Source organism: Streptomyces sp. NPDC036813, from assembly GCF_055609245.1.
The window spans coordinates 102524-127872 of the sequence record NZ_JBVJPV010000013.1; the positions used below are offsets into that span (position 1 = coordinate 102524).

The following is a 25349-nucleotide window of genomic DNA, read 5'->3' on the forward strand; positions in this document are numbered from 1 at the left end:
GGCGGGCACCACACCCGCACTCCAACCATCTCCACCAAGGAACCCCCATGCGTCGCACTGCTCTCGCCGCCACCACCCTCTGCCTGGTCACCGCGACCGCCGCGGCCCTGACCGGCTGCCAGTCCGGCCAGGACACGGCCGACGGCAAGCCGGCCGCCGCCTCCGGCGCACCGGCGAAGGCCCAGGACCCCAACGCCCATCTGCTCACGGGCGCCCAGCTCAAGCAGGCCTTGGCCCCGGCGTCGGTCTTCCCGGCCGGGCTGACCCCGGTCGCCGACGGGGCGGCGGACAGCGGCAAGGACTTCCTGGCGCCGAGCAGCCGCAGCACTGCCAAGACGGACTGCACCAAGCTGGAGACCACCGCCTGGCTCGACGTCACCGGCTACAAGGGCGGCGTGTCGTTCGCGCAGTCCGACTACGCCAACCAGGACCGGAGCGAGGAGATGACGCAGGAGATCGACGCCTTCCAGGGCACGACCGCGCAGGCCGTGATGGAGCGGATCCGCAGCGTGGCGTCCGAGTGCGCCACGTTCACCGACACCGCCCAGCACGTGAAGGTGCGGGTCGGGGCCAAGTCCACCGACGGGCTCGGCGACGAGGGCTACACGCTCACGCTCACCAGCCCCACCTGGGAGAACGGCACCACGCTGGTCGCCGCCCGGGTCGGCAGGTCGGTCATCACGGTCATGTCCACCGCCGGCTCCGGGAACGGCGCGGCGTCGGCCAAGAAGCTGACGACACACCTGGTGGAGTCGCTGCGCAAGGCCGGCGGGGCCTCCTGACCGACGGTCCGAGGGGGGGCGAGGGGCGCAGGTGTCACCTGCGCCCCTCAGCCGCACTGACGCAGCATCATCTGCTTGTCGGCGGCGGTGACGGGCAGGGCGTACTTCAGCGACACCTGCGCGAAGCGCACCACGTAGGCACACCGGATGCCCTTGTCCGGCGGCAGCCAGGTCGCCGGACCGGAGTCGCTCTTGGCGCCGTTGGTGGGCCCGTCCACCGGAACGAGGTTGAGCGGGTCGTTGGCGATGGCCTCCCGCTTGTCCTTGGCCCAGCGCGAGGCGCCCATCTGCCAGTCGTACGACAGCGGCATGACGTGGTCGATCTGCACCGTGGTGGCACGGGACTTGGTCCACGCGATGGTCTTGCCGGTGTAGGGGTCGTGCAGCGTCATGGAGACGACCACGCAGTTCGAGCCCTTGCGGAAGCGGACGTCCTGACCGTCGCGCTTGAGCAGGTCGTTGCGGGTGTCGCAGCCGTTGTGGGCGTAGGGCACGTCACCGGGCACCGCGTCCATCCAGGCGTAGCCGAACTTGTCCCGCTCGTACCCGGTCTTCGGGCCGCGCCCCTTGGTCGCCACCTTCTGGATGAGAGCGCGGGCCTCGGCGCGGCCGGCCGCGTCGGTGACGGGCGCCAGCCCGGGTTTCGTGCCGTCGGGATTGTCCAGCGGACTGACCGCGTGCCCGTCACCGGCGGACCGCTCCGGTCCCGACGATCCCGGCGTCTGCTGCGTGCAGCCGGTGATGCCCAGCGCCAGCACGGCGGCGACTGCCGCCCCGCCCCTCACACACCTCACGGTGCGTCCCTCCCCTTGCTCGACCGGTTCCGCCCCGCACCCGCGAGTCTTCCCGCACGGCCCCCGTGTACACACGGTAACCGCACAGAGGTTCAGACCATATCGCTGCTTACTTGAGCATTCCACGCATCTCGGGCGTATCGTCGGAAGGGAGTTCTCACCGGAAGGAGCTTCCGCATGGGCCTCTTGGACAGGTTCCGCCAGAACAAGCAGGCACAGGACAAGGCAGGGCAGATGTCCGACGCCGGCGAAAAAATGGCCAACGACAAGACTGGCGGCAAGTACGAGGACCAGGTCGACGCCGCGCAGCGCCAGGCCGAGCAGCGCCTCGGCATGGACCGCGACCGCCCCGACCAGCAGTAGGCCCCCCGACCGAGGCCGAAGCCGCCCACGAAAACCCCTCTTCGCCGGGCGGCTTCGCCCGTTCCCGCCCGGCGCGCTTGACCTTGACACCGGCGTCAGGGTCCGACGATCCCGGCATGACCAGCAACGCCGACACCCCTGCCCGCACCCCTCGCACCGTCCTCGTCACCGGTGCCGGAACCGGCATCGGACGCGCCACCGCGCACGCGTTCGCCGACGAGGGCGCACACGTCGTCGCCGTCGGCCGCCGCCCGGCGCCCCTCGCCGAGACCGCCGCCCACGCACCGGACCGCATCACACCTCTGGCCTGCGACATCACCGACGAGGACGGCCCGCGCACCGCGGTCGACGCCGCCCTCGAGCGCTACGGCCGCCTCGACGTCCTCGTCAACAACGCGGCCGTCGTGGACACGTCGTCCCTGCGCACCTACACCCGTCCCGCCATGCAGGCCCAGCTGACCACGAACCTGCTCGCCCCCGTCCTGCTCGCCCAGGCGGCACTGCCCGCCCTGGAGGAGAGCCGGGGCGTGATCGTGAACGTGTCGACGTCCGTCGGGCAGCGCGGCTGGCCCGGCAACTCCCTGTACGCCGCGGGGAAGGCGGCCCTGGAGGTCCTCACCCGCGGCTGGGCCGTCGAACTGGCACCGCTCGGCATCCGGGTCGCGGCCGTGGCGCCCGGCGCGATCGACACACCCATCGCCGACCACTCCGGCTACACCGCGCAGCAGCGCGCCGCGATCCGCGCCTGGCAACTGGCGCACACCCCGCTGGGACGCGTGGGCCGCGCCGCGGAGGTCGCCTGGGCGATCCGGCAACTGGCGTCCGCCGAGGCCGCGTTCGTGACGGGCGTGGTGTTGCCGGTGGACGGCGGCGCGGTCGTCGCATGAGACTGGCGCGCATGCAGCGTGACTTGCGTATCGGCGAACTCGCCGCCGCCACCGGAGCTTCGCCGCGCGCCCTGCGCCACTACGAGCAGGCGGGCCTGCTCACGTCGGAGCGCGCCGCGAACGGCTACCGGCTGTACGGCCCGGGCGCCGTCGTCCGGGTCCGCAACATCCGGCACCTGGTGGACGCGGGGCTGACCCTGGACGACGTACGCGTGTTCCTGCCGTGTCTGGACGGGGACGTGACGGCGTCCCCGCCTACCGGACGCACGCTGGAGGTGGCGCTCCGGCGGCTGCGCGCCATGGACGAGCGGATCGCGGCACAGGTCGCGGTGCGCGACCGGCTCGCGGACGCGTTGCGCCGGGCCACCGGGGGACGCATCCGGCCGGTGGCCTGAGCCGCCCCGGTCAGGAGTCCAGCACCGACGTCAGGAACTCGCCCACCCACGCCAGCAGTTCGCGTCCGACCAGCGGCTTGCCGCCGACCTTGGCCGTCTTCGGGCGCGGTACCAGCACCTGGTGCGTGGCCGGCTTGATGACGCTGCCCGGGTAGAGCCGCTTCAGACGCAGCTCCTGCGACTCGCGCAACTCCACCGGCGCGAACCGGATGTTCGCGCCCTGGAGCACGACCTCGCCGACCCCGCAGGCCCGCGCGAGCATTCGCAGACCGGCGACCAGCAGCAGGTTCTCCACGGGCTCGGGCAGCTTGCCGTAGCGGTCGGTGAGCTCCTCGCGGACGTGCCTGACGTCCTCCTCGCTGTTGGCGGAGGCGATGGCCCGGTATGCCTGGAGGCGCAGCCGCTCGCCGGGCGCGTAGTCGTGCGGGACGTGCGCGTCGACCGGCAGCTCGATCTTGACCTCCAGCGGCGCCTCTTCCTCGATCTCCCCCGTCTCGAGCTGCCTGCGGTAGTCGGCGACCGCCTCGCCGACCATGCGCACGTACAGGTCGAAACCGACGCCCGCGATGTGCCCGGACTGCTCGCCGCCCAGCAGGTTGCCCGCGCCGCGGATCTCCAGGTCCTTCATCGCCACGTACATGCCCGCGCCCATCTCCGTGTGCTGCGCGATGGTGGCGAGCCGCTCGTGCGCGGTCTCCGTCAGCGGCTTCTCCGGCGGGTACAGGAAGTACGCGTAGCCGCGCTCCCGGCCACGCCCGACGCGGCCGCGCAGCTGGTGCAGCTGCGACAGGCCGAAGGTGTCGCCGCGTTCCACGATGAGCGTGTTGGCGTTGGCGATGTCGATGCCGGACTCGACGATCGTCGTGGAGACCAGCACGTCGAACTTCTTCTCCCAGAAGTCGACGACGACCTGCTCGAGCGCCGCCTCCGACATCTGCCCGTGCGCGGTCGCGATCCGCGCCTCGGGCACGATCTCACGCAGGCGGGCCGCAGCCCGGTCGATGGACTCCACCCGGTTGTGGATGTAGAAGACCTGGCCCTCGCGCAGCAGTTCACGCCGGATCGCCGCGCCGATCTGCTTCTCCTCGTACGGCCCGACGAAGGTGAGCACCGGGTGCCGCTCCTCCGGCGGGGTGGTGATCGTCGACATCTCGCGGATGCCGGTGACCGCCATCTCCAGGGTGCGCGGGATCGGGGTCGCGGACATCGTCAGCACGTCGACGTTCGCGCGCAGCTTCTTCAGCTGCTCCTTGTGCTCGACGCCGAAGCGCTGCTCCTCGTCGACGATGACCAGGCCGAGGTCCTTGAACTTGGTCTCGGAGGAGAACAGCCGGTGGGTGCCGATGACGATGTCCACCGAGCCGTCCCTCAGGCCCTCCAGGGTCGCCTTCGCCTCGGTGTCGGTCTGGAAGCGGGAGAGCGCCCGCACGTTCACCGGGAACTGCGCGTACCGCTCGGAGAACGTCCCGAAGTGCTGCTGCACCAGCAGAGTCGTCGGGACGAGGACGGCGACCTGCTTGCCGTCCTGGACGGCCTTGAACGCGGCCCGCACCGCGATCTCGGTCTTGCCGTAGCCGACGTCGCCGCAGATCAGGCGGTCCATCGGGACCGTCTTCTCCATGTCCTCCTTGACCTCGGCGATGGTGGTGAGCTGGTCCGGGGTCTCGGCGTAGGGGAAGGCGTCCTCCAGCTCGCGCTGCCAGGGCGTGTCGGAGCCGAAGGCGTGCCCGGGGGCGGCCATGCGGGCGCTGTACAGCTTGATCAGGTCGGCGGCGATCTCCTTGACGGCCTTCTTCGCGCGCGCCTTGGTCTTCGTCCAGTCGGCGCCGCCCAGGCGGTGCAGCGTGGGTGCCTCGCCGCCGACGTACTTGGTGATCTGCTCCAGCTGGTCGGTGGGGATGTACAGCCGGTCGCCGGGCTGGCCCCGCTTGGCGGGCGCGTACTCGACGACCAGGTACTCGCGCGTGGCGCCCTGCACCGTGCGCTGCACCATCTCGATGTAGCGGCCGACGCCGTGCTGCTCGTGGACGATGTAGTCGCCCGCCTCCAGGGTGAGCGGGTCGATGGTCTTGCGGCGCCGCGCGGGCATGCGGGCGCCGTCCTTGCCGGCCGCCTTCTGCCCGGTCAGGTCGGTCTCGGTGAGCACGGCCAGCTTCAGGGAAGCATCGACGAAACCGTTGTCGATGGAGCCGCACGCCACGTGCACCAGGGACGGGGACAGCTCGCCGAGGTCGGCGTCGAGGCGGGCGGCGATGCCCTCCCCGCCGAGCACCTCGACCGTACGGGCGGCGGGGCCGTGGCCCTCGGTGACGTACACCGTGCGCCAGCCGTCGGCGAGCCAGCCCTTGGTGTCGGCGAGCGCCCGCGCGGTGTCGCCGCGGTAGGCCTCGGGGGCGTGCATGCCGAGCTTGAGGGTGTCGGCGTCGAGTTCCGCGTCGGCGGCGAACGGCGACACCGACCACCACATCATGTCCAGCTCGCGGGCCCGGTCGCGCACGTCCGCGATGGACCACAGGGAGGCCGCGCCGACGTCGATGGGCGCCTCGCCTCCGCCGGCGGTGGCGGCCCAGGACGCCTGCAGGAACTCCTGGCTGGTCGCCACCAGGTCCGCGGCACGGGTGCGCACCCGCTCGGGGTCGCAGACGACGGCCATCGAGCCCTTGGGCAGCACGTCGAGCAGCAGTTCCATGTCGTCGACGAGGACCGGGGCGAGGGACTCCATGCCCTCCACCGCGATCCCCTCGGCGATCTTGTTCAGCAGTTCGCCGAGTTCCGGGTGTGCCTCGGCGAGGGCACGCGCGCGGGCCCGGACGTCCTCGGTGAGGAGCAGCTCACGGCAGGGCGGCGCCCACAGGCCGTGCTCGGCGACCTCCAGGGAGCGCTGGTCGGCGACCTTGAAGTAGCGGATCTCCTCGATGTCGTCGCCCCAGAACTCCACCCGCAGGGGGTGCTCCTCGGTGGGCGGGAAGACGTCGAGGATGCCGCCGCGCACGGCGAACTCACCGCGCTTCTCCACCAGCTCCACGCGGGCGTACGCCGCCGCCGCGAGCGCCTCGACGACGGTGTTGAGGTCGGCGCTCTGCCCGGTTCTGAGGGCCACCGGCTCGAGGTCGCCGAGGCCCTTGACCTGCGGCTGCAGCACCGAGCGCACGGGGGCGACGACGACGGAGACCGGGCCGGTCTCGGGGTCGTCGGGGCGGGGGTGGGCGAGGCGGCGCAGGACGGCGAGGCGGCGGCCGACGGTGTCGCTGCGCGGGCTGAGCCGCTCGTGCGGCAGGGTCTCCCAGGAGGGGTACTCCACGACGCCCTCGGACGGCAGCAGGGAGCGCAGCGCGGCCGCCAGGTCCTCCGCCTCACGCCCGGTCGCGGTCACCGCGAGGACCGGACGGGCGGCCTCGCGGGCGAGCGCGGCGATCGTGAAGGGGCGGGCCGCCGGGGGGCCCACCAGGTCGACGTGCATGCGGTTGCCGTCGGCGGCCGCCGAGATCGCTTCCGCGAGGGCGGGGTCCTTGACGACGGCGTCGAGCAGACCGTGCAGGCTCATGGAGGGGGCTTTCCGTCCTGGGGTGGGCAACGCAAGCAGCCCGGCGCGGTGAGCGGCCGGGGGTGTCCAGCGTACGACTTGGCCGCACCGAACGCCGGGGGCTGTGGACAACGCCTGGTGCCGTGGGGGGCGACGCCATGTCGCACGCCAGCGCCGGGAAGCCCCCCAAGGCTTCCCGGCGCCGGCTGATCGCCCCCGTGACCCCCGTCCACGGTGGCCGTTCGTGTCAGTCCGTCGCGATGGCGTTCAGGACGTTCATGCGGCCCGCCCGGAAGGCCGGGATCAGGGCGGCGAACAGGCCGACGAAGGCCGAGCCGATGAAGACCGCGGTGATCGTCGGCCAGGGGATCTGCAGAACCTTCAGCCCCTCCAGGGCGAGCAGCTTCTGCGCCGTCGCGCCCCAGCCCATGCCCAGCCCCAGGCCGAGCAGCGCGCCGAAGAGGGCGATCACCACCGACTCGAGGCGGATCATCCGCCGCAGCTGGCGGCGCGAGAGGCCGATGGCCCGCATCAGGCCGATCTCACGGGTCCGCTCGACCACCGACAGCGCCAGGGTGTTCACGACCCCCAGGACCGCGACCACGATCGCCAGGGCCAGCAGGCCGTAGATCATGTTGAGCAGCTGCCCGATCTGGTCCTTCAGCGCCTGCTTGTAGTCGGTCTGGTCGCGCACCGTGTACTGCGGGTAGTCGTGCAGCGCCGACTTCAGCGCCTTGTATGCGGTGTCCTGCTGCCCGTCCTTGGCGGTGGCGAAGAGCAGCATGTCCAGCGGCATCTTCTCGGCCGGCACGTACCTCGACACCGTCGCGATCGACGCGTACATCGCACCCTTGTCGATCACCACGTCCTCGCTGGTGATCGCGCGGACCGTGAGCCGGGCCGTCGTGCCGTCCCGGAAGGCGACCGCGACCGTGGAGCCGAGCTTGACGCCGTGGTCCTTGGCGAACCCCTCGAAGACGGACATCGAGCCGGGCCGGTAGGCGTCCTCGAGGCGGCCGGCGACCGTCTTGGTGCGCACGTCCTGCGCATAGGTCGGATCGGCGGCGTTGATGGTCTCCTTCTTCGTCGTCACCCCGTCGGGCGTGGTCAGCGTGGCGTCGAGGACCTTGTACTCGGTGACCCGCTCGAGACCCGGCACGGACTTCGCCGCCTCGACGGCCTGGGCGGTGATCCGCTGCCCGCTGTCGGACTGGACGATGAAGTCCGTGCCGACGCTCTTGTCGAGTTCGTCCGTCGCGGAGGCCACCATGGAGGAGCCCACCACCGACAGACAGGCGACCAGCGCCAGCCCGATCATCAGCGCGGCGCCCGTCGCCCCGGTGCGCCGGGGGTTGCGCAGCGCGTTGCGCTCGGCCATCCGCCCGACCGGCCCGAAGATCCGCAGCAGCACCGCGCCGAGGACGCGCACCACACCGCCGGCGAGCAGCGGGCCGACGACCACGAACCCGATCAGGCTCAGCACCACGCCGAGCCCCAGCCACAGCGAGCCCTCGCTCGCCTTGTCCGCGTGGGCGGCGACGTACAGGCTCGCCCCGCCCGCACCGGTCAGCACGACGCCGAGCACACCGCGCACCAGGCCGGCCTTGACGTCGGCGGGCGTGCCCGCGTCGCGCAGTGCGGCCATGGGCGAGATCTTCCCCGCGCGCCGGGCCGGCAGGTAGGCGGCCACGACCGTGACCACCACGCCGAGCACCAGGCCGACCACCGGAGTGGTCCAGGCGACCGTGAGGTCGTCGGTGGACAGGTGCATGCCCATCCGGCCCATCAGCTGCATCAGCCCGACGGCGATGCCCACGCCCGCCGCCGCGCCGAGCACCGAGCCGACGACGCCGAGCAGCAGCGCCTCGATCAGCACCGAGCGGTTGACCTGCCTGCGGGAGGAGCCGATGGCGCGCATCAGGCCGATCTCCCGGGTGCGCTGGGCGACCAGCATGGAGAAGGTGTTGATGATCAGGAAGATGCCGACGAGGAAGGCGATCCCGGCGAAGCCGAGCATCGCGTACTTCATGACGTTCAGGAAGCTCTCGACGCTCTTCTGGTTGGCGTCGGCGACCTCCTTGGCGGTCTGCACCTTGTATCCGCCGCCGAGGCCGGCCGCGACGTCCCTCTTCAGCTGGTCGTCGCTGACCCCGGGCCGGGCGGTGACGTTCACGTTGGTGTAGACACCGCGCTGCCCGACGAGCGTGTCCTGCGCGGTCCTGGTGTCCAGGTAGAAGATCGCGGCGCCGGGGTTGGTGACCTGGAAGGCGGCGACGCCGGAGACCTTCGCGGTGTGCGTGCCGACCGCGCTGATGACGCCGATGTCGTCACCGAGCTTCAGGTGGTGCTTGTCGGCGGTGTCCTCGTCGACCATGACCTGGCCGGGCCCGTGGGGCGCCGCCCCCTGGGTGATCTTCATCGTGCGGGCGTCCTGGCCGTTCCAGCTGCCGACGATGGTCGGGGCGCCGGAGGACGGCGACAGGTTCTCCTTGTCGGCGTCGACGACGGTCACCGAGGTGGAGAACACCGTGCCCTCGGCGGCCTTGACGCCGTGGACGCGGCGCACCTTGTCGAGCACGGAGGCCGGCATGACCGGCGGCTTGCCGTTGTCGGACGTGGTCTCGCCGGTGTCCGACGCGCCCTTGGCGGTGACGGTGACGTCCGAGGAGGTCGCGGCGAACAGCTTGTCGAAGGTGGTGTTCATCGTGTCCGTGAACACCAGCGTCCCGCACACGAACGCCACCGACAGCAGCACCGCCACCGCCGACAGCGCCATGCGGCCCTTGTGCGCGAAGAAGTTGCGCAGGGAGGTCTTCAACACGGTCATGACGTGCGCCCCCGCCCGTCGGAGTCGGGCGTCTGGGGGTGTCCCCCGGAAACACGCAGCATGCGGTCGAGGACCTGGTCGGCCGTCGGCTGGTACATCTCGTCGACGATGCGGCCGTCGGCGAGGTACAGCACCCGGTCCGCGTAGGAGGCGGCGACCGGGTCGTGGGTGACCATGACGATGGTCTGGCCCAGTTCGGTGACCGAGCGCCGCAGGAAGCCCAGCACCTCGGCGCCGGCGCGCGAGTCGAGGTTCCCGGTCGGCTCGTCACCGAAGATGATCTCCGGCCGGGCGGCGAGCGCCCGTGCGACGGCCACGCGCTGCTGCTGACCGCCGGAGAGCTGGTTGGGCCGGTGCTTGAGGCGCCCGGCGAGCCCGACGGTGTCCACCACGCGCGCCAGCCACTGCTGGTCGGGCTTGCGGCCGGCGATGTCCATCGGCAGCGTGATGTTCTCCAGCGCGCTCAGCGTCGGCAGCAGGTTGAACGCCTGGAAGATGAACCCGATGCGGTCCCGGCGCAGTTGGGTGAGCTTCTTGTCCTTCAGCCCGGTGATCTCGGTCTCGTCCAGGTGGATCTGCCCCGACGTCACGGTGTCGAGCCCGGCGAGGCAGTGCATCAGCGTGGACTTGCCGGACCCCGACGGGCCCATGATCGCGGTGAACTGCCCGCGGGCGATGTCCACGTCGACGTGGTCCAGCGCGACGACCCGGGTCTCCCCCGCCCCATATGCCTTGACGACCTGTCGCGCCCGTGCGGCGACGGCCGTTGTCCCTCCAGTGCCCCCGTGCCTGGGAATGGTCACAGCCGAAGTCACGGTATGTCTCCTATATCGGTCGGCAGTATCGACAAGGGTGTCCGGTACGTCGCGTCCGGCCCTGTGCGGTTACGGGTCTGAGTCTCGCGGGCGGCAGGGGTGCCGCGCGCTGGTGTGGGGCCCCGTCTTCGGGCGGGGGAAAACCCCACCCCCGCGGTTCGGTCAGCCGCTCCCCGGCGGCGTGAAGCCAGACTAAGGACGGCAGCCCGGCCCGCTCGTCCTCCGGCGGGACGAACCCTCCCCGGGCCGTAGTACGGAGGAACCCCTAGGGGCACTCCACCGCCGGGTGGAGTGCCCCTGGGGGTCGCTCTCCACCCTCCGGTGCACCCAGGCTGCGCCCTCCCGTCGCGTCAGGGTCAAGTGGGAAGCTGTCCCCGGCAGATAGCTGCAAGGGGCACGGACACGTGGCACGGCGAAGGGGCACCCGGTGGACACTGCGAGACCTGCGATACGCGACGGCGCCGTCCGGCGGCCGGGCACCGGGCAACGGGCGGCGGTGGTGGCGGCGCTGATGCTGGCGATGGCGCTGGCCGCCCTGGACTCCACCGTCGTCGCCACCGCCGTACCGCAGATCGTCGGCGACCTCGGCGGCTTCTCCGTCTTCTCCTGGCTGTTCTCGGGCTACCTGCTCGCCGTGACGGTCACCCTGCCGGTGTACGGCAAGCTGTCCGACACCTTCGGGCGCAAGCCCGTCCTGGTCGCCGGCGCCGTGGTGTTCCTGCTCGGCTCCCTGCTGTGCGCCTTCGCCTGGAACATGGGCGCCCTGATCGCCTTCCGCATTGTGCAGGGCCTGGGCGGCGGCGCCCTGCAGGGCACCGTGCAGACGCTGGCCGCCGATCTGTACCCGCTGAAGGAGCGCCCGAGGATCCAGTCGAAGCTGTCCACGGTGTGGGCGGTGTCCGCGATCGCCGGGCCGGCTCTCGGCGGTGTGCTCGCCGCGTACGCCGACTGGCGGTGGATCTTCCTGATCAACCTGCCCATCGGCGCGGTCGCGCTGTGGCTGATCGTGCGTCATCTGCACGAGCCGCAGCGCGAGATGAGGCCACGCGCGCGTGTCGACTGGGCGGGCGCCCTAGCCGTCTTCGGGTGCGGCGGGGTGCTGCTGACCGCGCTGGTGCAGGGCGGTGTGGCCTGGCCCTGGCTGTCCCCGCCGTCCGTCGCCCTGTTCGCGGCGGGGCTCACGCTCGCCATGGTCGTCGTCCTCGTCGAACGCCGCGCCGCCGAGCCGATCATCCCGGGCTGGGTGTGGCGGCGCCGCACCATCGCCGCGGTCAACCTCGCCCTCGGGGCGCTGGGCCTGCTGATGGTCGCCCCGTCCGTCTTCCTGCCCACCTACGCCCAGTCGGTGCTCGGGCTCGGTCCTGTCGCCGCCGGGTTCGTGCTCTCCGTGTGGACGCTGACCTGGCCGATGTCGGCGGCCCTCAGCCAGCACGTGTACCGGCGGATCGGCTTCCGCAACACCGCCATGCTCGGCATCGGCGCCGCCACGCTGATCCTGCTGGCGTTCCCGCTCCTGCCGTATCCCGGCGCCGCCTGGCAGCCGACCCTGCTGATGCTGACCCTCGGCGCGGCCCTCGGCCTGTTCCAGCTGCCGCTCATCGTCGGCGTGCAGTCCACCGTGGGCTGGGCGGAGCGCGGCACCACCACCGCCTCCGTGCTGTTCTGCCGGCAGACCGGCCAGACCCTCGGCGCTTCCCTCTTCGGCGCGGTCGCCAACGGTGTGCTCGCCGCCCGCCTCGGCGGCGCGGGGGACCTGGACTCCGTCACGCGCGCGTGGGAGGCGGGCAGGGCACCGGACGCGGTACGGCACGCCATCGCCGACGCCGTCCACGCCGTGTACGTCGGCGCGGCGTGCGCGGCGGCACTGGCCTTCCTGGTCCTGCTGTTCGTCGCGCCGCGCCGCTTCCCGGTGCTGACGGACTGACCGCCCGGGCGACCCGCGGGGCGAAGAAGGCGGCGGCGACCGCCGAGGTCGCCGCCGCCCGCCCGTGTGTTCAGGTCACCGTCAGGCGCCGAGGTAGACCCCCGGTGCCTGCTTGGCCGCGCCCACGACGTGGTTGCTGAACGTGCCGTCGCCGTTCAGCACGACGATCGTGTCGCCGTCCTGCGCGGCCGTGGCGGCGCTGCCGTCCGCGACGGAGCGCACCGGGCCGGGGTGGCCGGCGCGCACCAGCTGCACGGCCCACACGCCGCCCTTCTTGGAGAGCTTGGCGAGGACGCCGTTTCGCAGCTTGTAGGTGCCGGTCTTCTTCTGCGCGTTGACGTTGCCGCTCCAGCTGTAGGCCTTGCCGTCCGGGGTGAGGGCGAAGTAGACGCCGTTGTGCTGGCTGCCGGCGGTGGCGCCCTTGGCGTGCAGCGTGCCGAGGGAGTCCCGGCGGTGGACGTCCTCGCCGCGGTAGTCGCGGGCGGTGATGCGGTAGACCTTGAGGTACGAGCCGTCGACGGCCTTCACGGTGCGGACCAGCGTGCCGACCTCGCCCTTCTCGGGCAGCCGGTGCTTCTCGACACCGCCCTTGGTCGCGATCTCCAGCATCGGCCGGGCGGTACCGGCGCCGGTCAGCCGGTAGGTGCGGCCGCCCAGCGCGGCGGTGGTGTGGCCCCGGTCGAGCTTGGCGAGGACGCGGCCCGCCCAGCCGTCGGTCTGCTGCCACTTGGTGGACACCGCGCGCAGCCAGACCTCGGGGCCGCCGTCGGAGGGGACGTTGCGCAGGACGGCGAGGGTGCCCGGCGCGACGTACAGCTTGTAGCCGTCGTAGCGGGCGTCGCCGCTGGTCGGGGCCGGGGTGGCGGTCCGCGCCGACGCGGTGGTGACCGCGTGGGAGCCGGCCGCGAAGGCGGCGGAGGCGGGCAGCGCGACCGCGCCGAGGAGGGCGACGGTGGCGACGGCGGTACGGAGGGCGGTGCGCATGACGACTCCAGTGGAGCTGGGGCGCGAAGGGCGCCGGTGGGAGGTGGAGGAGAGCCGGATGCCGCCTGCTCGGTCGGGTGAGGCCGCTGCGAACGGGGTGGCTGTGACGTCCACATTACGGATCAAGAGGCCCCGGACGCGTCCGCTCCCTGTCACAGATCCGTGACAGCGCGTACGGGTAAGCGCATACCGACCGCCCAGTTTGGCGAAACAGCAGCGTTCCGGACTACGCGCTAGTAACGTGCGTCCCCCGCTCCACCCCACTCCCTGCGGTCCGCCGCCCGGACCCGAGCCACGCAAGGAGCACCGGGATGTCCTACGACCCGTCCCCGTCGTACAGCCCCCACCCCTGGCGGCCCGCCCCGCCGCCGTCCCAGCAGCCCGCACACCGGCCCCTCGGCCACCACAGCGACCTGCGGGTGCTGCGCAGCGCCTACCGCTGGCAGCGGCGCACCGCCACGCTGACCGCGCTCGGCTACTTCACGCTCTTCCTCCTGCTGTCGGCGTTCGCGCCCTCGTTCATGACGCGCACCGTCGCCGGCGGCCTGCCCGCCGGGCTGCTGCTCGCCCTGGTCCAGCTTCCCGTCACCTGGCTGGCGGTGGCCGTCTACGAACGCACCGCCCGGCGCCATGTCGACCCCCTCGTGGACCGCATCCGCCTGCAGGCCGACGTGGACGCCAAGCGGGAGGCGGCGCGATGACCCACTTCAGCGGCAACGCGCAGACGATGTCCCTGCTGGCCTTCACGGCCGTCGCCACCGTCACGCTCCTGCTGTGCGTGATGACCGGCCCCGACGGCGACGACCTCGACGAGTTCTACACCGGCTACGGCTCGCTCTCCCCGCTGCGCAACGGCCTGGCCATCGCCGGTGACTACATCTCCGCGGCGAGCGTCCTCGGCACCGGCGGTGTGATCGCGCTGTGCGGCTACGACGGCATCGTCCTCGCCCTCGCCACCGCGCTGTCCCTGATGCTGCTGATGTTCCTGCTGGCCGAACCCCTGCGCAACGCGGGCCGGTTCACCATGGGCGACGCGCTCGCCCGCCGCATGCCGGGACGCGCGGTACGGGTCACGGCGAGCCTGGTGACCCTCGCCGCGCTGCTGCCGCTGATGCTGGTGCAGCTCGCCGGCACCGGGCAGCTCCTGGCGTTCATCCTGGGCTTCTCCAGCGACGCGCTGAAGACCGGCGTCATCATCGGGCTGGGCGCGCTGATGATCAGTTACGCGGCGATCGGCGGGATGAAGGGCACCGCCCTGATCCAGATCCTGAAGATCGTGATGCTGCTCGGCTCCGGCGCGGTGGTGGCCCTGCTGGTCCTGAACCGCTTCGACTGGAACCTGGCCGCACTGTTCGACGCGGCGGCCGCCAAGAGCGGGGTCGGGCCCGCCTTCCTGCACTCCGGGCTGCAGTTCGCGGGCGGGGCGAGCCCCCGCCTCGACATGATCACCTCGGAGCTGACGGTGGTCCTCGGCGGGGCGTGCCTGCCGCACATCACCATGCGCATGTACACCGCCTCCAGCGCCCGCCAGGTGCGCCGCTCGATGTCCTGGGCCGTGTCGTGCGTCGTGCTGTTCGTGCTGGTGGTCACGATCGTCGGGGTCGGCGCGACGGCCCTGCTCGGCCGCGCGGCGATCGCCGGGGCCGACCCGCGCGGCAACACGGCCTATCTGCTGGGCTCACGCGCGGTGTTCGGCGCGGACGCCTCCTACGCCGAGACCCTGCTGTTCACCACCGTCACCACGGCGATCTTCCTGACGGTGCTCGCCTCCGTCGCCGGGATGATCCTCGCCTGCGCCAACTCCCTCGCGCACGACGTCTTCGCCACGCGCGTGCGGGAGATGTCACCGCGCCGCGAGATGCTGCTGGCCCGCCTGTCCGCGCTCGGCGTCGGCGTCCCGGCGATCCTGCTCGCCGCCCAGGTCCAGCACCGCAGCCTGCAGCCGCTGGTCACCCTGTCCTTCTGCATCGGCGCCTCCGCGCTGGCCCCGGCCCTGGTCTACAGCCTCTTCTGGCGCCGCTACACCCGCGCCGGACTGCTCGCCACGCTCATCGGCGGCACCCTGTCGGTCCTGCTGCTGATGCCCGGCACCAACCTGGTCTCCGGCTCCCCCGTCGCCGCCTTCCCCGAGGCGGACTTCAACTGGTTCCCGTTCACCACGACCGGCCTGGTGACCATCCCCCTGGGCTTCGCCCTCGGCTGGGCCGGCACCCTGCTGTCCGGCCGCCGCACGGCACAGGAACAGCGCCACCAGTACGAGGCCGTGGAGGGCTGGATCCTGGCCGGCGCGGTCCGCCGGGGAGGCTGAGGGGCCCTCAGGCGGCGGCGTGCCCGGCCTCGCTCGCCTTGCGGCGCTGCATCGTCGTCAGCTGGACGGCGAAGTACACGGCGGCGGCCGCGGCGGCGATGTTCAGCACGTCGCCGATCATGTACTGCCCGATCGCGCCCCGCAGCTGCGCGAGGTTCTCGGTCCCGTGGTACCGGACGGCGGAGAACCGGTCGACGAGGGTGCCGGCCACGAACAGGCTCCACCACAGGCTCACCGGCCAGATCCGCACCCGGTACGGCTCCCCGTCGGCCGGCAGCCGGGTCGCGGCGTTCCACATGTCGACGGCGACCCGATACGGCAGCCACAGGTTGGCCACCGGCACCGCCCACGCCCCGATCGCCCAGCCCGGTCCGTTGCGGAACCGGTCCGGGCCGAGGGGAGCCGTGGCCCGGCGCATCAGGAAGAACCAGACCACGAACGCCACGGCGCAGGGCAGGTAGGCCTCGACCTGCCACCGGTCTGCCGTCCTGTACAGGTCGTAGGCGTCCAGCAGGTCCTGCCGGCCGGCGATGAGGAAACCGCTGTCGCCGCTGATCACGCCGCGCAGGCGGGCGGCGGCAACGAGGCTGAACACATCGCACAGGGCGACGGCGGCCAGCCCCGCCACGGCGGCGATCAGCGGGCCCCACGAGGACGGGCGCGCCGCGCCGGGCAACGGAGGGCGCAGGTGCAGTTCAGGTTGGACGGACATGGTGTGGCAGGCCCCCCCGGGCGAGGTGTCGACGGAACGTGCCGCGACACGGCGCGGCCGGGGAACAATACCCGCCCCCGGACGCCTGGTGCATGACAATCCGGCAGGTGAGGAGGGCGCCCACCGGCCCGGCCCCCGTCCGGCCTTGCGTGGACGCCCGCCCGCGGCCTACTCCACCAGCCGGCCCGTCAGGGCGTTGAGGCTCTCGCGCATGCGGTCCATGTGGGCGCACACGGCGTCCCAGTGCTCCCCGTGCTCGCGCAGGACCTGTTCGGTCTCGTGCGCGATGCGCTCCTCCTCCAGGCGGGCCTCGGCCAGCACTTCCGCCGCTCGCACGCGGGCCGCGTCCTGGCAGCGGCGCGCGGCGGGCTCGGCGTCGACGAGCGCCTGACGGGCCTCCTCGAGCGCCGCCTCGGCGCGGGCGACGAGGGTCGCGTGATGGGCGTCCAGCGCCGCCGCCCGCTCGGCGGCCTCCCGCTCGGCCCGCTCCCAGCGTTCGATGTGTCCCTGCTCCTGCTCGGCGAGCATGACGGCGGCGCGCTGTCGTTGCTCGCGCAGCGCGGACAGCTCCCCGCCGCGGGCGGACTTGAGCGTGCGGCGCGCCAGCACGCGGATCTCCCCGGCCTGGGCACGGGCCGCGAGAAGGCGCTGCCGGGCCTGCTCGTCGGCGTCCTCGCGCACCGCGTCCGCCTCTTCCCGCGCCGCCCTGAGCACTTCCTCGGCGTGCGCCTCGGCCCGCGCGACCTCCTCCTGCGCCGCGCGCCGCGCGCCCTCCCGCACGGCCGCCGCCTCCTCGGCCGCGAGCTGGAACACCCGGTGCGCGCGCTCCCCCAGGGCCTCGTACGTCTGCGGCTGGAGCGCGGCGACCGTCTCGCGCAGCCGCAGCGCCTCGCCCTCCATCTCCTTGGCGAGCACCGTGAGCCGGGCCGCCCGCTCCCACGCGGCGTCCCGGTCCTCGGCGATCGCCGCGGCGAACGCGTCGACCTGTTCAGGGCGGTACCCCCGCCCCTTGACGGTCACGAAGCCGTACGGCGACGACGATGTGCTGCTCATCCCGGAACCTCTCTCCGCCGAACGGAGCCGAAAAATGATGATGTGGCGCACATCTTGAGGTACTGCGCAGAAATGTTCATAACGCGACACTCCGGACAAACGTCACGGTCGTCGAAAGAACAGAAAAGGGCCGGTCCCGATCTTTCGATCAGAACCGGCCCATCCGGCCGAAGCCGGCACACTACTGACGCAGCGTCAGAGCAGTCCGTCCCACATCTGCTCCAGCAGCACCGACCACCAGCTCTCCGGCGACGCCAGCGCCGCCGGGTCCAGCGCCGCCAGCTGCGCCTGGAAGTCCACCGTCCAGCGGCCCGCCTGCTCCTGGTTCAGCCCGAACCGCAGCCGCCACATCCGCCCGAGCAGCGCCAGGCACCGCTGGAACTCCGGCAGCCCCGTGTTCACGAACTGCGGCGGCACCGGCGCCCCGCCCGGACCCGCCTCCACCGGCACGGCCACGATGTTCGCGGTGCCGTACTGCACACACAGCGCCCGGCCGAAGTCGGTGCCCATCACCAGGTACGAGCCCGCGTCCGACGCCGGCTGCACCCCGCGCTCGGCCGCCAGCTCCGCCAGCGTCGGCACCGGCCGCCCCGGCTGGGCCTGCGCCCAGAAGAACGGGCCGATGTCCACCGGCAGACCGGCCACCACCAGCGAGTGCGCCACGATCGGCGGCACCCCCTGCCGGGACACCGCCTGCTGCTCGAACCGGAAGATCCCCGGCCCGAACGCCGCCGCCAGCTCCTGCGCGATCCCCTCCGGCGGGATCGGCGGCACCGGCTGCACCGGCTGCAGCGGCGCCCGCACCGGCGCCGGCCGCGCCGGGCCGTCCGCGACCTGGTGCAACTCACCCTGATGGGCGAGCAACTGCTGCATGCCCTGCTGCCGGCTCGCGTGATCCGTGCCGTACGGCGCGATCGACGTGATTCGCGCCTGCGGCCACTGCTCCCGGATCATCCGCGCGCAGTACGCGCCCGGCAGCTCGCACGACTCCAGCTCCGTGTGCAGCTCCAGCACGTTCGCCGGCGGCACGTTCATGGCGCGCAGCTCGTGGAAGATCTGCCACTCCGGGTGCGGGGTGCCCGGCGCCGAACGCCGGATCAGCTGCTGCTCCGAGCCGTCCTGCGCCCGGTAGCGCAGAACGGCCTGGTAGCCGGGGCCGACGGTCGGCTGACCGGGGACCGGCTGCGGGAAGCCGGGCACCGGCCGGCCACCGGGCGGGGGCATCGCACCGGGCGGCATCGGCTGCGGCGCTCCGGGCGGCGCCATGCCGGGGGCACCGGGGGCGGGCGGCGGTGGCGGAGGCGCGCCGGGGCCGGACACCGGGGGCGCGGCCAGCATGGTCTCCGCGTGGTGCACGGCACCGCGCGCGCCACCCGCCGAGGGGTGCGCGCCGGGAGCACCGGGCGGCGTCGGGGCACCCGGGACACCCGGCGCGCCCGGAGGCTGCGGGGCACCCGGACGGCCCGGGTCGGCGAACATCGTCGCGGCATGGTGCACACCGCCCGGCGGGGTGCCCGGAGCGCCGGGAGCACCCGGGACACCCGGCGCGCCCGGAGGCTGCGGAGCGCCCGGACGGCCCGGGTCGGCGAACATCGTCGCGGCATGGTGCACACCGCCCGGCGGGGTGCCACCGGGCGTCCCCGGAGCGGCGGGGGGCTGCGGGGTGCCGGGCGCGGCCGGCTGCGGGCCCTCCGGGCCGAGCGAGGACACCATCTGCGTCGGCACGTACCCGCCCGCCTCGGCACCCGGCGCCGCGGGCGCGGCCGGCGGCACCGGCCCGGCGCCCGCCCGTGCGCCCGGAGCCCCGGGGGCACCCGGCGGAGGCGGCGGGGTCGCACCCCGCCCACGTCGTGGAGGCGGCGCCGCCTTGCTGGTCGCGGCGTCCGCGATGTCACCGGGGCTCGACGGCACCGACGGCGCACCGGCACCGGCGTGCGGCGTGGCAGACCCACCCGGAGCACCGGGGCCACCCGGAGCACCCGGAGCGCCGGAACCCGCCGGCGCACCCGGAGCCCCGGGCCCCTGCGGATAGCCGTACGACGCGGCACTTGGCGGCACAGGCGGCGTACCGCCCCCCCGCGGATACCCGTACGAGGGGGCGTCCCCCGGCGGCGGAGGCGTGACGGCCGGTCCGCCCGGACCCTGCGGATAGCCGTACGACGGCGCACCCGGCGGCACAGGCGGCGTACTGCCGGACTGCGGAGGCGGTGTGCTGCCGGACGGCGGAGGCGGCGTGCTGCCCTGTGCCGACCCGCCCGGCTCCGTGATCGCCGGGGCGACCGTCGTCCGCGGGAGCCCACTGCCGCCCGACATCAGCGCGGTCTTGGCCTCCGGCGGCGCCACCGGCCGCCGGTCCTCGCCCACGTCGCTCAACGGCGGCGCGAACACCGTCTCCGGCAACGGCACCGAACGGTCCTCACCGGCCTCCGCGTTGGTGTCCGTCCCCGCCCACGGCGTGGCCCCGACCGGCACACCCGGCGTCTCGGCGACCCGCGCCGCACCCGGCGTCCCGGCGGCGCCCGGCGCAGCCGTCGCGCCCGGCGTGGCGGCCGCGTCCCGCGCACCCGGCACCCCGGCCCGCGTCTCGGCGGACGCGCCCTCACCAGGGGGCGTGTCCGACATCGCGGGAACGGCGGACACGCCGGCCCCCTCCGACCCCCCGGAGCCGTCCGCCCCCTGCGAACCCTCCCTGCGGTGATCCGGAATGCCCAGCTTGTCCGCCGCCTCCTGCAACCACTCGGGCGGCGTCAGCAGGAACGACGTCTGGTTCAGGTCCACCCGGGCCGCGGGCGCCGGCGCCGGTTCGGCCGCCGTGTCCGCGCGGCCGTACTCCTCCTCGTAGCGGCGGATCACCTCACCCACCGGCAGCGCCGGCCACAGCGTGGCCTCCCCGCTGTCCCGGGCGATCACCAGCCGCTGCCCGCCGCCGTCCGAGCGCGGACCGTCCGCCCGGTCCTCGCCCCACACCACGAACCCGAGGTCGAACTCCCGCACCCGCACCTCACGATGCTGGTACGCGGGCACGTCCCCGTTGAGCCACTCCTCCGCGCGCTCCTGCGCCTGCGCGAACGTCACCATCGCGAACTCACTCTCCCGCGGAAGAAACCGGAACGGCACGCGCGAACCCGCCGTCCACCATCAGATTCGCCACGGTCTCCAACTCCGGCGGAGAACCCGCCAGTCGCGACAGGAAGACGTCGAAGTCGTCCCCGCACGGCAGCAGCAACCGCTCCACCCGCTCCGCCGGCGGCCACGACGGATCCACGTCCCGCGCGTCGTCGAACGCGCAGAACCACACCGAACCGATCCGCTCACCCTTCACCTTCACGGCCAGCAGACCGCCCTGGACGAAACCCACGCCCAGATAGTCCTTCGTCAGATGGTCCCGCAGGCACTTGTTCACGTACACCAGGTCGTTGACCGCCGCCTCGTCCCGCACCGTGAAGAACGGCTGGTCCACCAGCAGCCCCAACTCCGCGTCCAGCGCCGTCCCCACCGGCGCGCACCCGCCCGCCGCCTTCAAGAACGAGCGATACGCGCCGGGCAGCCGGTACCCCAGGTCCTCCTCGACCCCCTGCACCTGCTGCTCCGTCACCGCCACACCCGACTTCGGCAGCCCGAAGTGCGCCGGCCGCGTCTCCTGCAACGGCCGCGTACCACGCTTGTCGTGGTCGACCAGGGCGGTCGCGATCCCCCCGTGGTGCCGCAGCAGCGCCTTCACCTCGACCGGTACCAGCTCGAGACGGCGCGAGCCCACCACGTGATGCCACGTCCACCCGTGGGGCGTCGCCACACTCGGCACCGTGTCCCACAGCTCGTGCCCGCTCGCCGCCAGCGCCGCGTTCGCCGACACGTAGTCCGTCAGCCGCAACTCGTCGACACCGAAACCCTCCGGCGGCTCCGCGACCTCCGCGGCCGCTCGCGCATAGGGCGAGAAGTCGGGGTAACCCCGCTCGTCCACCCGCACCCCTCTGGGATGACGAGCGGCCCGAACCGGATCCGGGAAGTGCACGACCTGCCCGGCGTATGCCGCGTTCGGCGGCGCGGCCTGTTGCCCGAGCCGACCTGTCGTCATGGCGGTTGCCCCCTGCGGCACTCTGTACGACCCGTATGACCACCTTGGCCCACTACGGCCCGTATCCGACTGTCTCAACGGTCCTGGGCACGCTGAGCGCCCATCGCGGTGCCGACAGCCTATGCGGTACGACGACCCCGGTCACCGGCACCGGCCCCGCACCGGCAGCCACCCCTCCGCTTTCCGTGACCAGCCGTCACGCCCCTGTCACCGCACCGTCACAGCACACCCCGGCCCTGGCGTGTCACCCCGCCCCAGCTTCCGCACCCACCACACCATTTGGCACTCTGAGTCCTTCGGGGGATGCACGGGAGGGTAAGACGATCATGAACGCCACGCAGACGGGACCACACACCGCCGCCACCCCCACAGGCGACCCCCGCATCGGCTGGAGCAGCACCGACACCGGCCTGCCGCCCGCCCTCCGCCACCGCCGCGACGGCATACTCCCCACCGTCGCCGCCGCGCTGTCCGTACGCGGCGCCACCCTCACCGGCACCGCCGCCCGCGGCGACCAGCCCCCCGCCCTGCACCCCCTCGTCCAGGACTTCCTCGACGCCCTCACCAGCTCCCAGCGCGACCGCTTCACCGGACGCTGCGCCGAGACCATCCTCATCTCCCGGCACCTCACCACCGCCGACGCCGCCCGCAGCAAACGCGCCGCCCGCAAACCCATGACCAACGGCGAAGCCCGCAAAGCCCTCAAACACGCCAAACTCACCGCCCGGCGCATCCGCGAGGACGGCGACCCCCTCCACGGCACCTTCGCCGAACCCTGCCGCGCGTGCACCGCCCTCAGCGCCCACTTCGGCGTCCGCATCGTCGACCCCGCCGCAGAGAACTGACCACGCCCGCACACCACCGCACCCACGAACCAGGGCAGATGCACACCAACCGCACCTCCTCCCCCAAGCCCTCAACCCCGTTCGAGCAGGGCACACCCCCATCCCGCTTCCCCGCCCCCGTCGACGCCGCCCTGCGCGCCGCCGGCTGGCAACCCGGACGCTGGGACATCAAACAAGCCGAGATCTGGGCCGACACCCTGCGCGAACACACCTCACCCGCCGGCCACCGCCACACCGTCTTCCCCGCCGCCGTCGAAGCCTGGGCCGAATTCGGCGGACTCACCATCACCCCCGGCGGCCCCGGCCGCCAGATCGCCCCCGCCGCCCTCCACCTCGACCCCCTGCACGGCCTCCACATGGCCCGCACCCTCGGCGACCTCGGCCGCGCCCTCGACACCGACGTCAGCCCCCTCGGCACCGAAACCGACACCCAGGCCCTCATCGCCATCGACAGCACCGGCCGCGTCTACGCCCTCGACCACACCGGCGACTGGTACCTCGGCCCCGACATCGACCAGGCCCTCACCGCCCTCGTCACCGGCACCCCGCCCGCACGCCTCACCACCGGCTGAACACCGCACCGGCGCCAAACCCCGCCGCCCCTGTCGGGCCCTACGGCGCCGGAAGCACCGCCGACACCCGGAAACCCCCCGCGTCCGTCGGCCCCGACACGAACACCCCGCCCAGCGCCACGACCCGCTCCTTCATCCCGACCAGGCCATTGCCCCCCGACGGCAACCGCGCCGACGACGCCGACCCCACCTCCGGCGGCGGCTCGTTCTCCACCTGCATCGCGATCTCCGCCCCCCGGTACGCCAGCCGCACATACGTCTTCGCACCCGCCGCATGCTTGTGGACGTTCGTCAGCGCCTCCTGCACCACCCGGTACGCCGTCGCCTCCACCTCCGACGCACACGACCGCGCCTCCCCCTCGACCGACAGATCCACCACCATCCCGGCGGCCGCCGACTGCCCGACCAACTCCTCGATCTCCGCCAGACACGGCCCCTCGGCCACCACATCGTTGTCAGCGGCCCGGGAAGCAGCCGCGGCGGCGGCCACCCCGACAGCCGCAAGCGGCACAGACGCCCGCCTCGCGTCACCCCCACCATCGGAACTGCGCAGCACCCCCAGCATCTCCCGCAACTCCGTCAGCGCCTGCCGCCCCATGTCCCCCACCAGCGCCGCGTTCCGCACCGCCTTCTCGGGATCCTTGCGCGCCACCGCCTGCAACGCCGCCGCATGCACCACCATCAGACTCACCCGGTGCGCGACGACGTCATGCATCTCCCGCGCGATCCGCGTCCGCTCCTCGCCCCGCGCCCACTCCGCGCGCTCCTCCGCACGCTCCGCCAGCAGCTGAAGCTCCCGCTCCAGCGAGTCCGCCCGCTCCCGCAGGCTCTCCATCAGCCTCCGCCGCGCCCCCACGTACAGGCCCAGCAGCACCGGCGGAGCCGTCATCCCGAGCGCCATGGCGATGGACGCGAACGGAACGAACCAGCCCCCCACGTCACCGCTGTCCGCGGCCTGCCGCAACCGCACGAACGTCACGATCAGCATCGCCACCAGCGACATCCCGGCCAGCGAGGCGATGATCCGCCGCGGCAGCTCGGACGCGGCGAGCGTGTACAGCCCGACCACGCCCATCAGGAACCCCATCTGGGCGGGCGTGACCGCGATCGACACCAGCACCACGGCGATCGGCCAGCGCCGGCGCACCAGCAGCACGGCCCCGGCGAGAAAGCCGAACACGACCCCCACGGACACCGGAACCCCGGCATCCCGCGCGAACGGAATCCCCTCCACCGCACACTCGACGGCGGACACCGCCGCGAGCCCCCAGTCCAGCACCGCGGAACGCCACCGCACCCACCACCACGGCCCGGTCCCGGCCGCCGCGTGCTCTTCCCCCGTCGTGGTCATGCCTCCAGCCTACGGGCGCCCCCCGGGCCATTTCCGGCGAGTTTCGACCCCCGAACGACATCCCTCGAACAGGTGAACGTACACCCGTTTCCCTCCTGAATCCTCCATTCCGCCCGGACGGTACGGATATGACACATACCCCTGGCAAGTACGCGGACTTCGAATGCCTGCGAGAACAGGCAGTGGCCCTGCGACGGGGCGGCCTCAGCCGACGCCAGATCCGCGACAGGCTCCACATCGACAACAACGACATCCTCAACCGGCTCCTGGAAGGGGAGCCGCCTCCGGAATGGACGAAGCGCCCGAACGCCAAGGACGACCTGAAGACCAAGGCCCGCGAGTTACGACTGCAGGGCTGGACCTACGACCAGATCCAGGTCGAGCTCGGCTGCTCCAAGAGCTCGATCTCACTGTGGGTACGGGACCTGCCGAGGCCGGAGCCGCGCTACACACCCGAGGAGCATCGGGCCCTCATGCAAGAGGGCCTGGCCAGGCGCCGCGCAGCGGACCGGCGGGAACACGCGAAGACCAAGTTCTCGGCCCGCACCGAGATCGGCAAACTCACCGACCGTGAACTGTTCATGGCAGGCGTCGCCCTGTACTGGGCGGAGGGAGCCAAGAGCAAGCCGTACGACCGGCGAGAGCGCGCAATCTTCGTGAACAGCGACCCGGGTGTGATCCAGGTCTACCTCGCGTGGCTCGACCTGCTCGACGTCGACCGTGAACGGCTGAGTTTCCGAGTGCTGATCCACGAATCGGCCGATGTCGAAGCGGCCCAGAGCTACTGGGCGGACATCGTCGATGCGGACGTCTCAGTCTTCGCCAAGCCGACGCTCAAGAAGCACAACCCGAAGACCGTGCGCAAGAACACCGGCGACGACTACCACGGCTGCCTGGTCGTCGGTGTGTCCCGCAGCGCCGGGCTCTACAACCGCATCGAGGGCTGGTGGGAGGGAATCGTCGCCCAAGGGCAGGCACGCCTCCGGTAAGGTCTGAGGCGCTGTCCCCCGTGGTGTAACTGGCAGCACACTGGTTTTTGGTACCAGCAGGACAAGGTTCGAATCCTTGCGGGGGAGCTCCTCACACGCAAAACAGGGGTTCGGGTCCTGACCGGTGACATCACCGTCAGGGCCCGCACT

20 protein-coding genes and 1 tRNA gene are annotated in these 25349 nt (G+C 72.6%); 11 read left to right on the forward strand and 10 right to left on the reverse strand.

The features are described 5' to 3' along the window. Positions 1–47 precede the first annotated feature (47 nt). Positions 48–782, forward strand: coding sequence for a hypothetical protein (locus ACZ67Q_RS25940; RefSeq protein ID WP_471186377.1), 735 nt, complete (start codon positions 48–50; stop codon positions 780–782). A 47-nt stretch (positions 783–829) separates the two neighbouring features. Here the strand turns inward: ACZ67Q_RS25940 and ACZ67Q_RS25945 are convergent, their stop codons facing one another. Next, positions 830–1525 carry an HNH endonuclease family protein gene (locus ACZ67Q_RS25945; protein WP_471186807.1) on the reverse strand — a complete coding sequence of 232 codons (696 nt, stop codon included), beginning with the start codon at positions 1523–1525 and terminating at the stop codon, positions 830–832. A gap of 228 nt (positions 1526–1753) precedes the next feature. Here ACZ67Q_RS25945 and ACZ67Q_RS25950 point away from each other — a divergent pair, with 228 nt between their 5' ends. The 3 genes from ACZ67Q_RS25950 (at position 1754) to ACZ67Q_RS25960 (ending at position 3221) form a co-directional block, all read left to right on the forward strand. After that, a complete protein-coding gene (locus ACZ67Q_RS25950) occupies positions 1754–1939 on the forward strand; it encodes an antitoxin (RefSeq protein WP_469812465.1) in 186 nt (61 codons plus the stop codon). A 116-nt stretch (positions 1940–2055) separates the two neighbouring features. Next, the gene (locus ACZ67Q_RS25955) at positions 2056–2826 is read left to right on the forward strand and encodes an SDR family NAD(P)-dependent oxidoreductase (protein ID WP_471186381.1); all 771 of its coding nucleotides are present in this window, start codon (positions 2056–2058) and stop codon (positions 2824–2826) included. Between the two features lie 23 nt (positions 2827–2849). Further along, a complete protein-coding gene (locus ACZ67Q_RS25960) occupies positions 2850–3221 on the forward strand; it encodes a MerR family transcriptional regulator (RefSeq protein WP_471186810.1) in 372 nt (123 codons plus the stop codon). Positions 3222–3231: 10 nt separating this feature from the next. Here ACZ67Q_RS25960 and mfd read toward each other — a convergent pair whose 3' ends face one another. From mfd to ACZ67Q_RS25975, 3 genes are all read right to left on the reverse strand, one after another. Then, positions 3232–6765: a transcription-repair coupling factor gene (gene mfd, locus ACZ67Q_RS25965; RefSeq protein ID WP_471186384.1), complete on the reverse strand. Its 3534-nt coding sequence runs from the start codon at positions 6763–6765 to the stop codon at positions 3232–3234. Between the two features lie 226 nt (positions 6766–6991). Next, positions 6992–9571, reverse strand: a complete 2580-nt coding sequence (locus ACZ67Q_RS25970) for an ABC transporter permease (RefSeq protein ID WP_471186387.1) — start codon at positions 9569–9571, stop codon at positions 6992–6994. Next, on the reverse strand, positions 9568–10386 hold the full coding sequence (locus tag ACZ67Q_RS25975) for an ABC transporter ATP-binding protein (RefSeq protein WP_471186390.1): 819 nt from the start codon (positions 10384–10386) through the stop codon (positions 9568–9570). Before ACZ67Q_RS25975 ends, ACZ67Q_RS25970 begins: the two co-directional genes overlap by 4 nt. Before the next feature lie 427 nt (positions 10387–10813). Between ACZ67Q_RS25975 and ACZ67Q_RS25980 the strand changes: the two genes are divergently transcribed. Continuing rightward, positions 10814–12310, forward strand: coding sequence for an MFS transporter (locus ACZ67Q_RS25980; RefSeq protein WP_471186392.1), 1497 nt, complete (start codon positions 10814–10816; stop codon positions 12308–12310). Positions 12311–12391: 81 nt separating this feature from the next. On the opposite strand, the gene ACZ67Q_RS25985 is transcribed toward ACZ67Q_RS25980, so the two are convergent. Continuing rightward, complete coding sequence (locus ACZ67Q_RS25985; protein ID WP_471186395.1) at positions 12392–13294, reverse strand: hypothetical protein; 903 nt, start codon at positions 13292–13294, stop codon at positions 12392–12394. Between the two features lie 311 nt (positions 13295–13605). Here ACZ67Q_RS25985 and ACZ67Q_RS25990 point away from each other — a divergent pair, with 311 nt between their 5' ends. Further along, on the forward strand, positions 13606–13995 hold the full coding sequence (locus ACZ67Q_RS25990; RefSeq protein WP_471186397.1) for a DUF485 domain-containing protein: 390 nt from the start codon (positions 13606–13608) through the stop codon (positions 13993–13995). Continuing rightward, on the forward strand, positions 13992–15602 hold the full coding sequence (locus ACZ67Q_RS25995; protein ID WP_471186400.1) for a sodium/solute symporter: 1611 nt from the start codon (positions 13992–13994) through the stop codon (positions 15600–15602). Before ACZ67Q_RS25990 ends, ACZ67Q_RS25995 begins: the two co-directional genes overlap by 4 nt. Positions 15603–15609: 7 nt before the next feature. On the opposite strand, the gene ACZ67Q_RS26000 is transcribed toward ACZ67Q_RS25995, so the two are convergent. The 4 genes from ACZ67Q_RS26000 to ACZ67Q_RS26015 all read right to left on the reverse strand — a co-directional run bounded on the left by ACZ67Q_RS26000 (position 15610) and on the right by ACZ67Q_RS26015 (position 21442). Then, the gene (locus ACZ67Q_RS26000) at positions 15610–16314 is read right to left on the reverse strand and encodes a DUF4328 domain-containing protein (protein WP_471186403.1); all 705 of its coding nucleotides are present in this window, start codon (positions 16312–16314) and stop codon (positions 15610–15612) included. Positions 16315–16482: 168 nt separating this feature from the next. Then, the gene (locus tag ACZ67Q_RS26005; RefSeq protein WP_471186406.1) at positions 16483–17367 is read right to left on the reverse strand and encodes a cellulose-binding protein; all 885 of its coding nucleotides are present in this window, start codon (positions 17365–17367) and stop codon (positions 16483–16485) included. A 195-nt stretch (positions 17368–17562) separates the two neighbouring features. After that, a complete protein-coding gene (locus ACZ67Q_RS26010) occupies positions 17563–20445 on the reverse strand; it encodes an SUKH-4 family immunity protein (RefSeq protein WP_471186409.1) in 2883 nt (960 codons plus the stop codon). A 7-nt stretch (positions 20446–20452) separates the two neighbouring features. Then, the gene (locus tag ACZ67Q_RS26015) at positions 20453–21442 is read right to left on the reverse strand and encodes an SMI1/KNR4 family protein (protein ID WP_361628450.1); all 990 of its coding nucleotides are present in this window, start codon (positions 21440–21442) and stop codon (positions 20453–20455) included. Positions 21443–21768: 326 nt separating this feature from the next. Here ACZ67Q_RS26015 and ACZ67Q_RS26020 point away from each other — a divergent pair, with 326 nt between their 5' ends. Beyond that, positions 21769–22287, forward strand: a complete 519-nt coding sequence (locus ACZ67Q_RS26020; protein WP_471186412.1) for a YwqJ-related putative deaminase — start codon at positions 21769–21771, stop codon at positions 22285–22287. Between the two features lie 38 nt (positions 22288–22325). Next, on the forward strand, positions 22326–22859 hold the full coding sequence (locus tag ACZ67Q_RS26025; RefSeq protein ID WP_471186415.1) for an SUKH-3 domain-containing protein: 534 nt from the start codon (positions 22326–22328) through the stop codon (positions 22857–22859). Positions 22860–22899: 40 nt separating this feature from the next. Here ACZ67Q_RS26025 and ACZ67Q_RS26030 read toward each other — a convergent pair whose 3' ends face one another. Next, positions 22900–24210 carry a sensor histidine kinase gene (locus ACZ67Q_RS26030; protein WP_471186418.1) on the reverse strand — a complete coding sequence of 437 codons (1311 nt, stop codon included), beginning with the start codon at positions 24208–24210 and terminating at the stop codon, positions 22900–22902. A 128-nt stretch (positions 24211–24338) separates the two neighbouring features. Here ACZ67Q_RS26030 and ACZ67Q_RS26035 point away from each other — a divergent pair, with 128 nt between their 5' ends. Together ACZ67Q_RS26035 and ACZ67Q_RS26040 are read left to right on the forward strand one after the other, a co-directional pair. Next, positions 24339–25199: a hypothetical protein gene (locus tag ACZ67Q_RS26035; protein ID WP_471186421.1), complete on the forward strand. Its 861-nt coding sequence runs from the start codon at positions 24339–24341 to the stop codon at positions 25197–25199. 14 nt (positions 25200–25213) lie between these two features. Next, positions 25214–25286 (forward strand) — tRNA-Gln (locus ACZ67Q_RS26040). Positions 25287–25349: the final 63 nt, after the last annotated feature.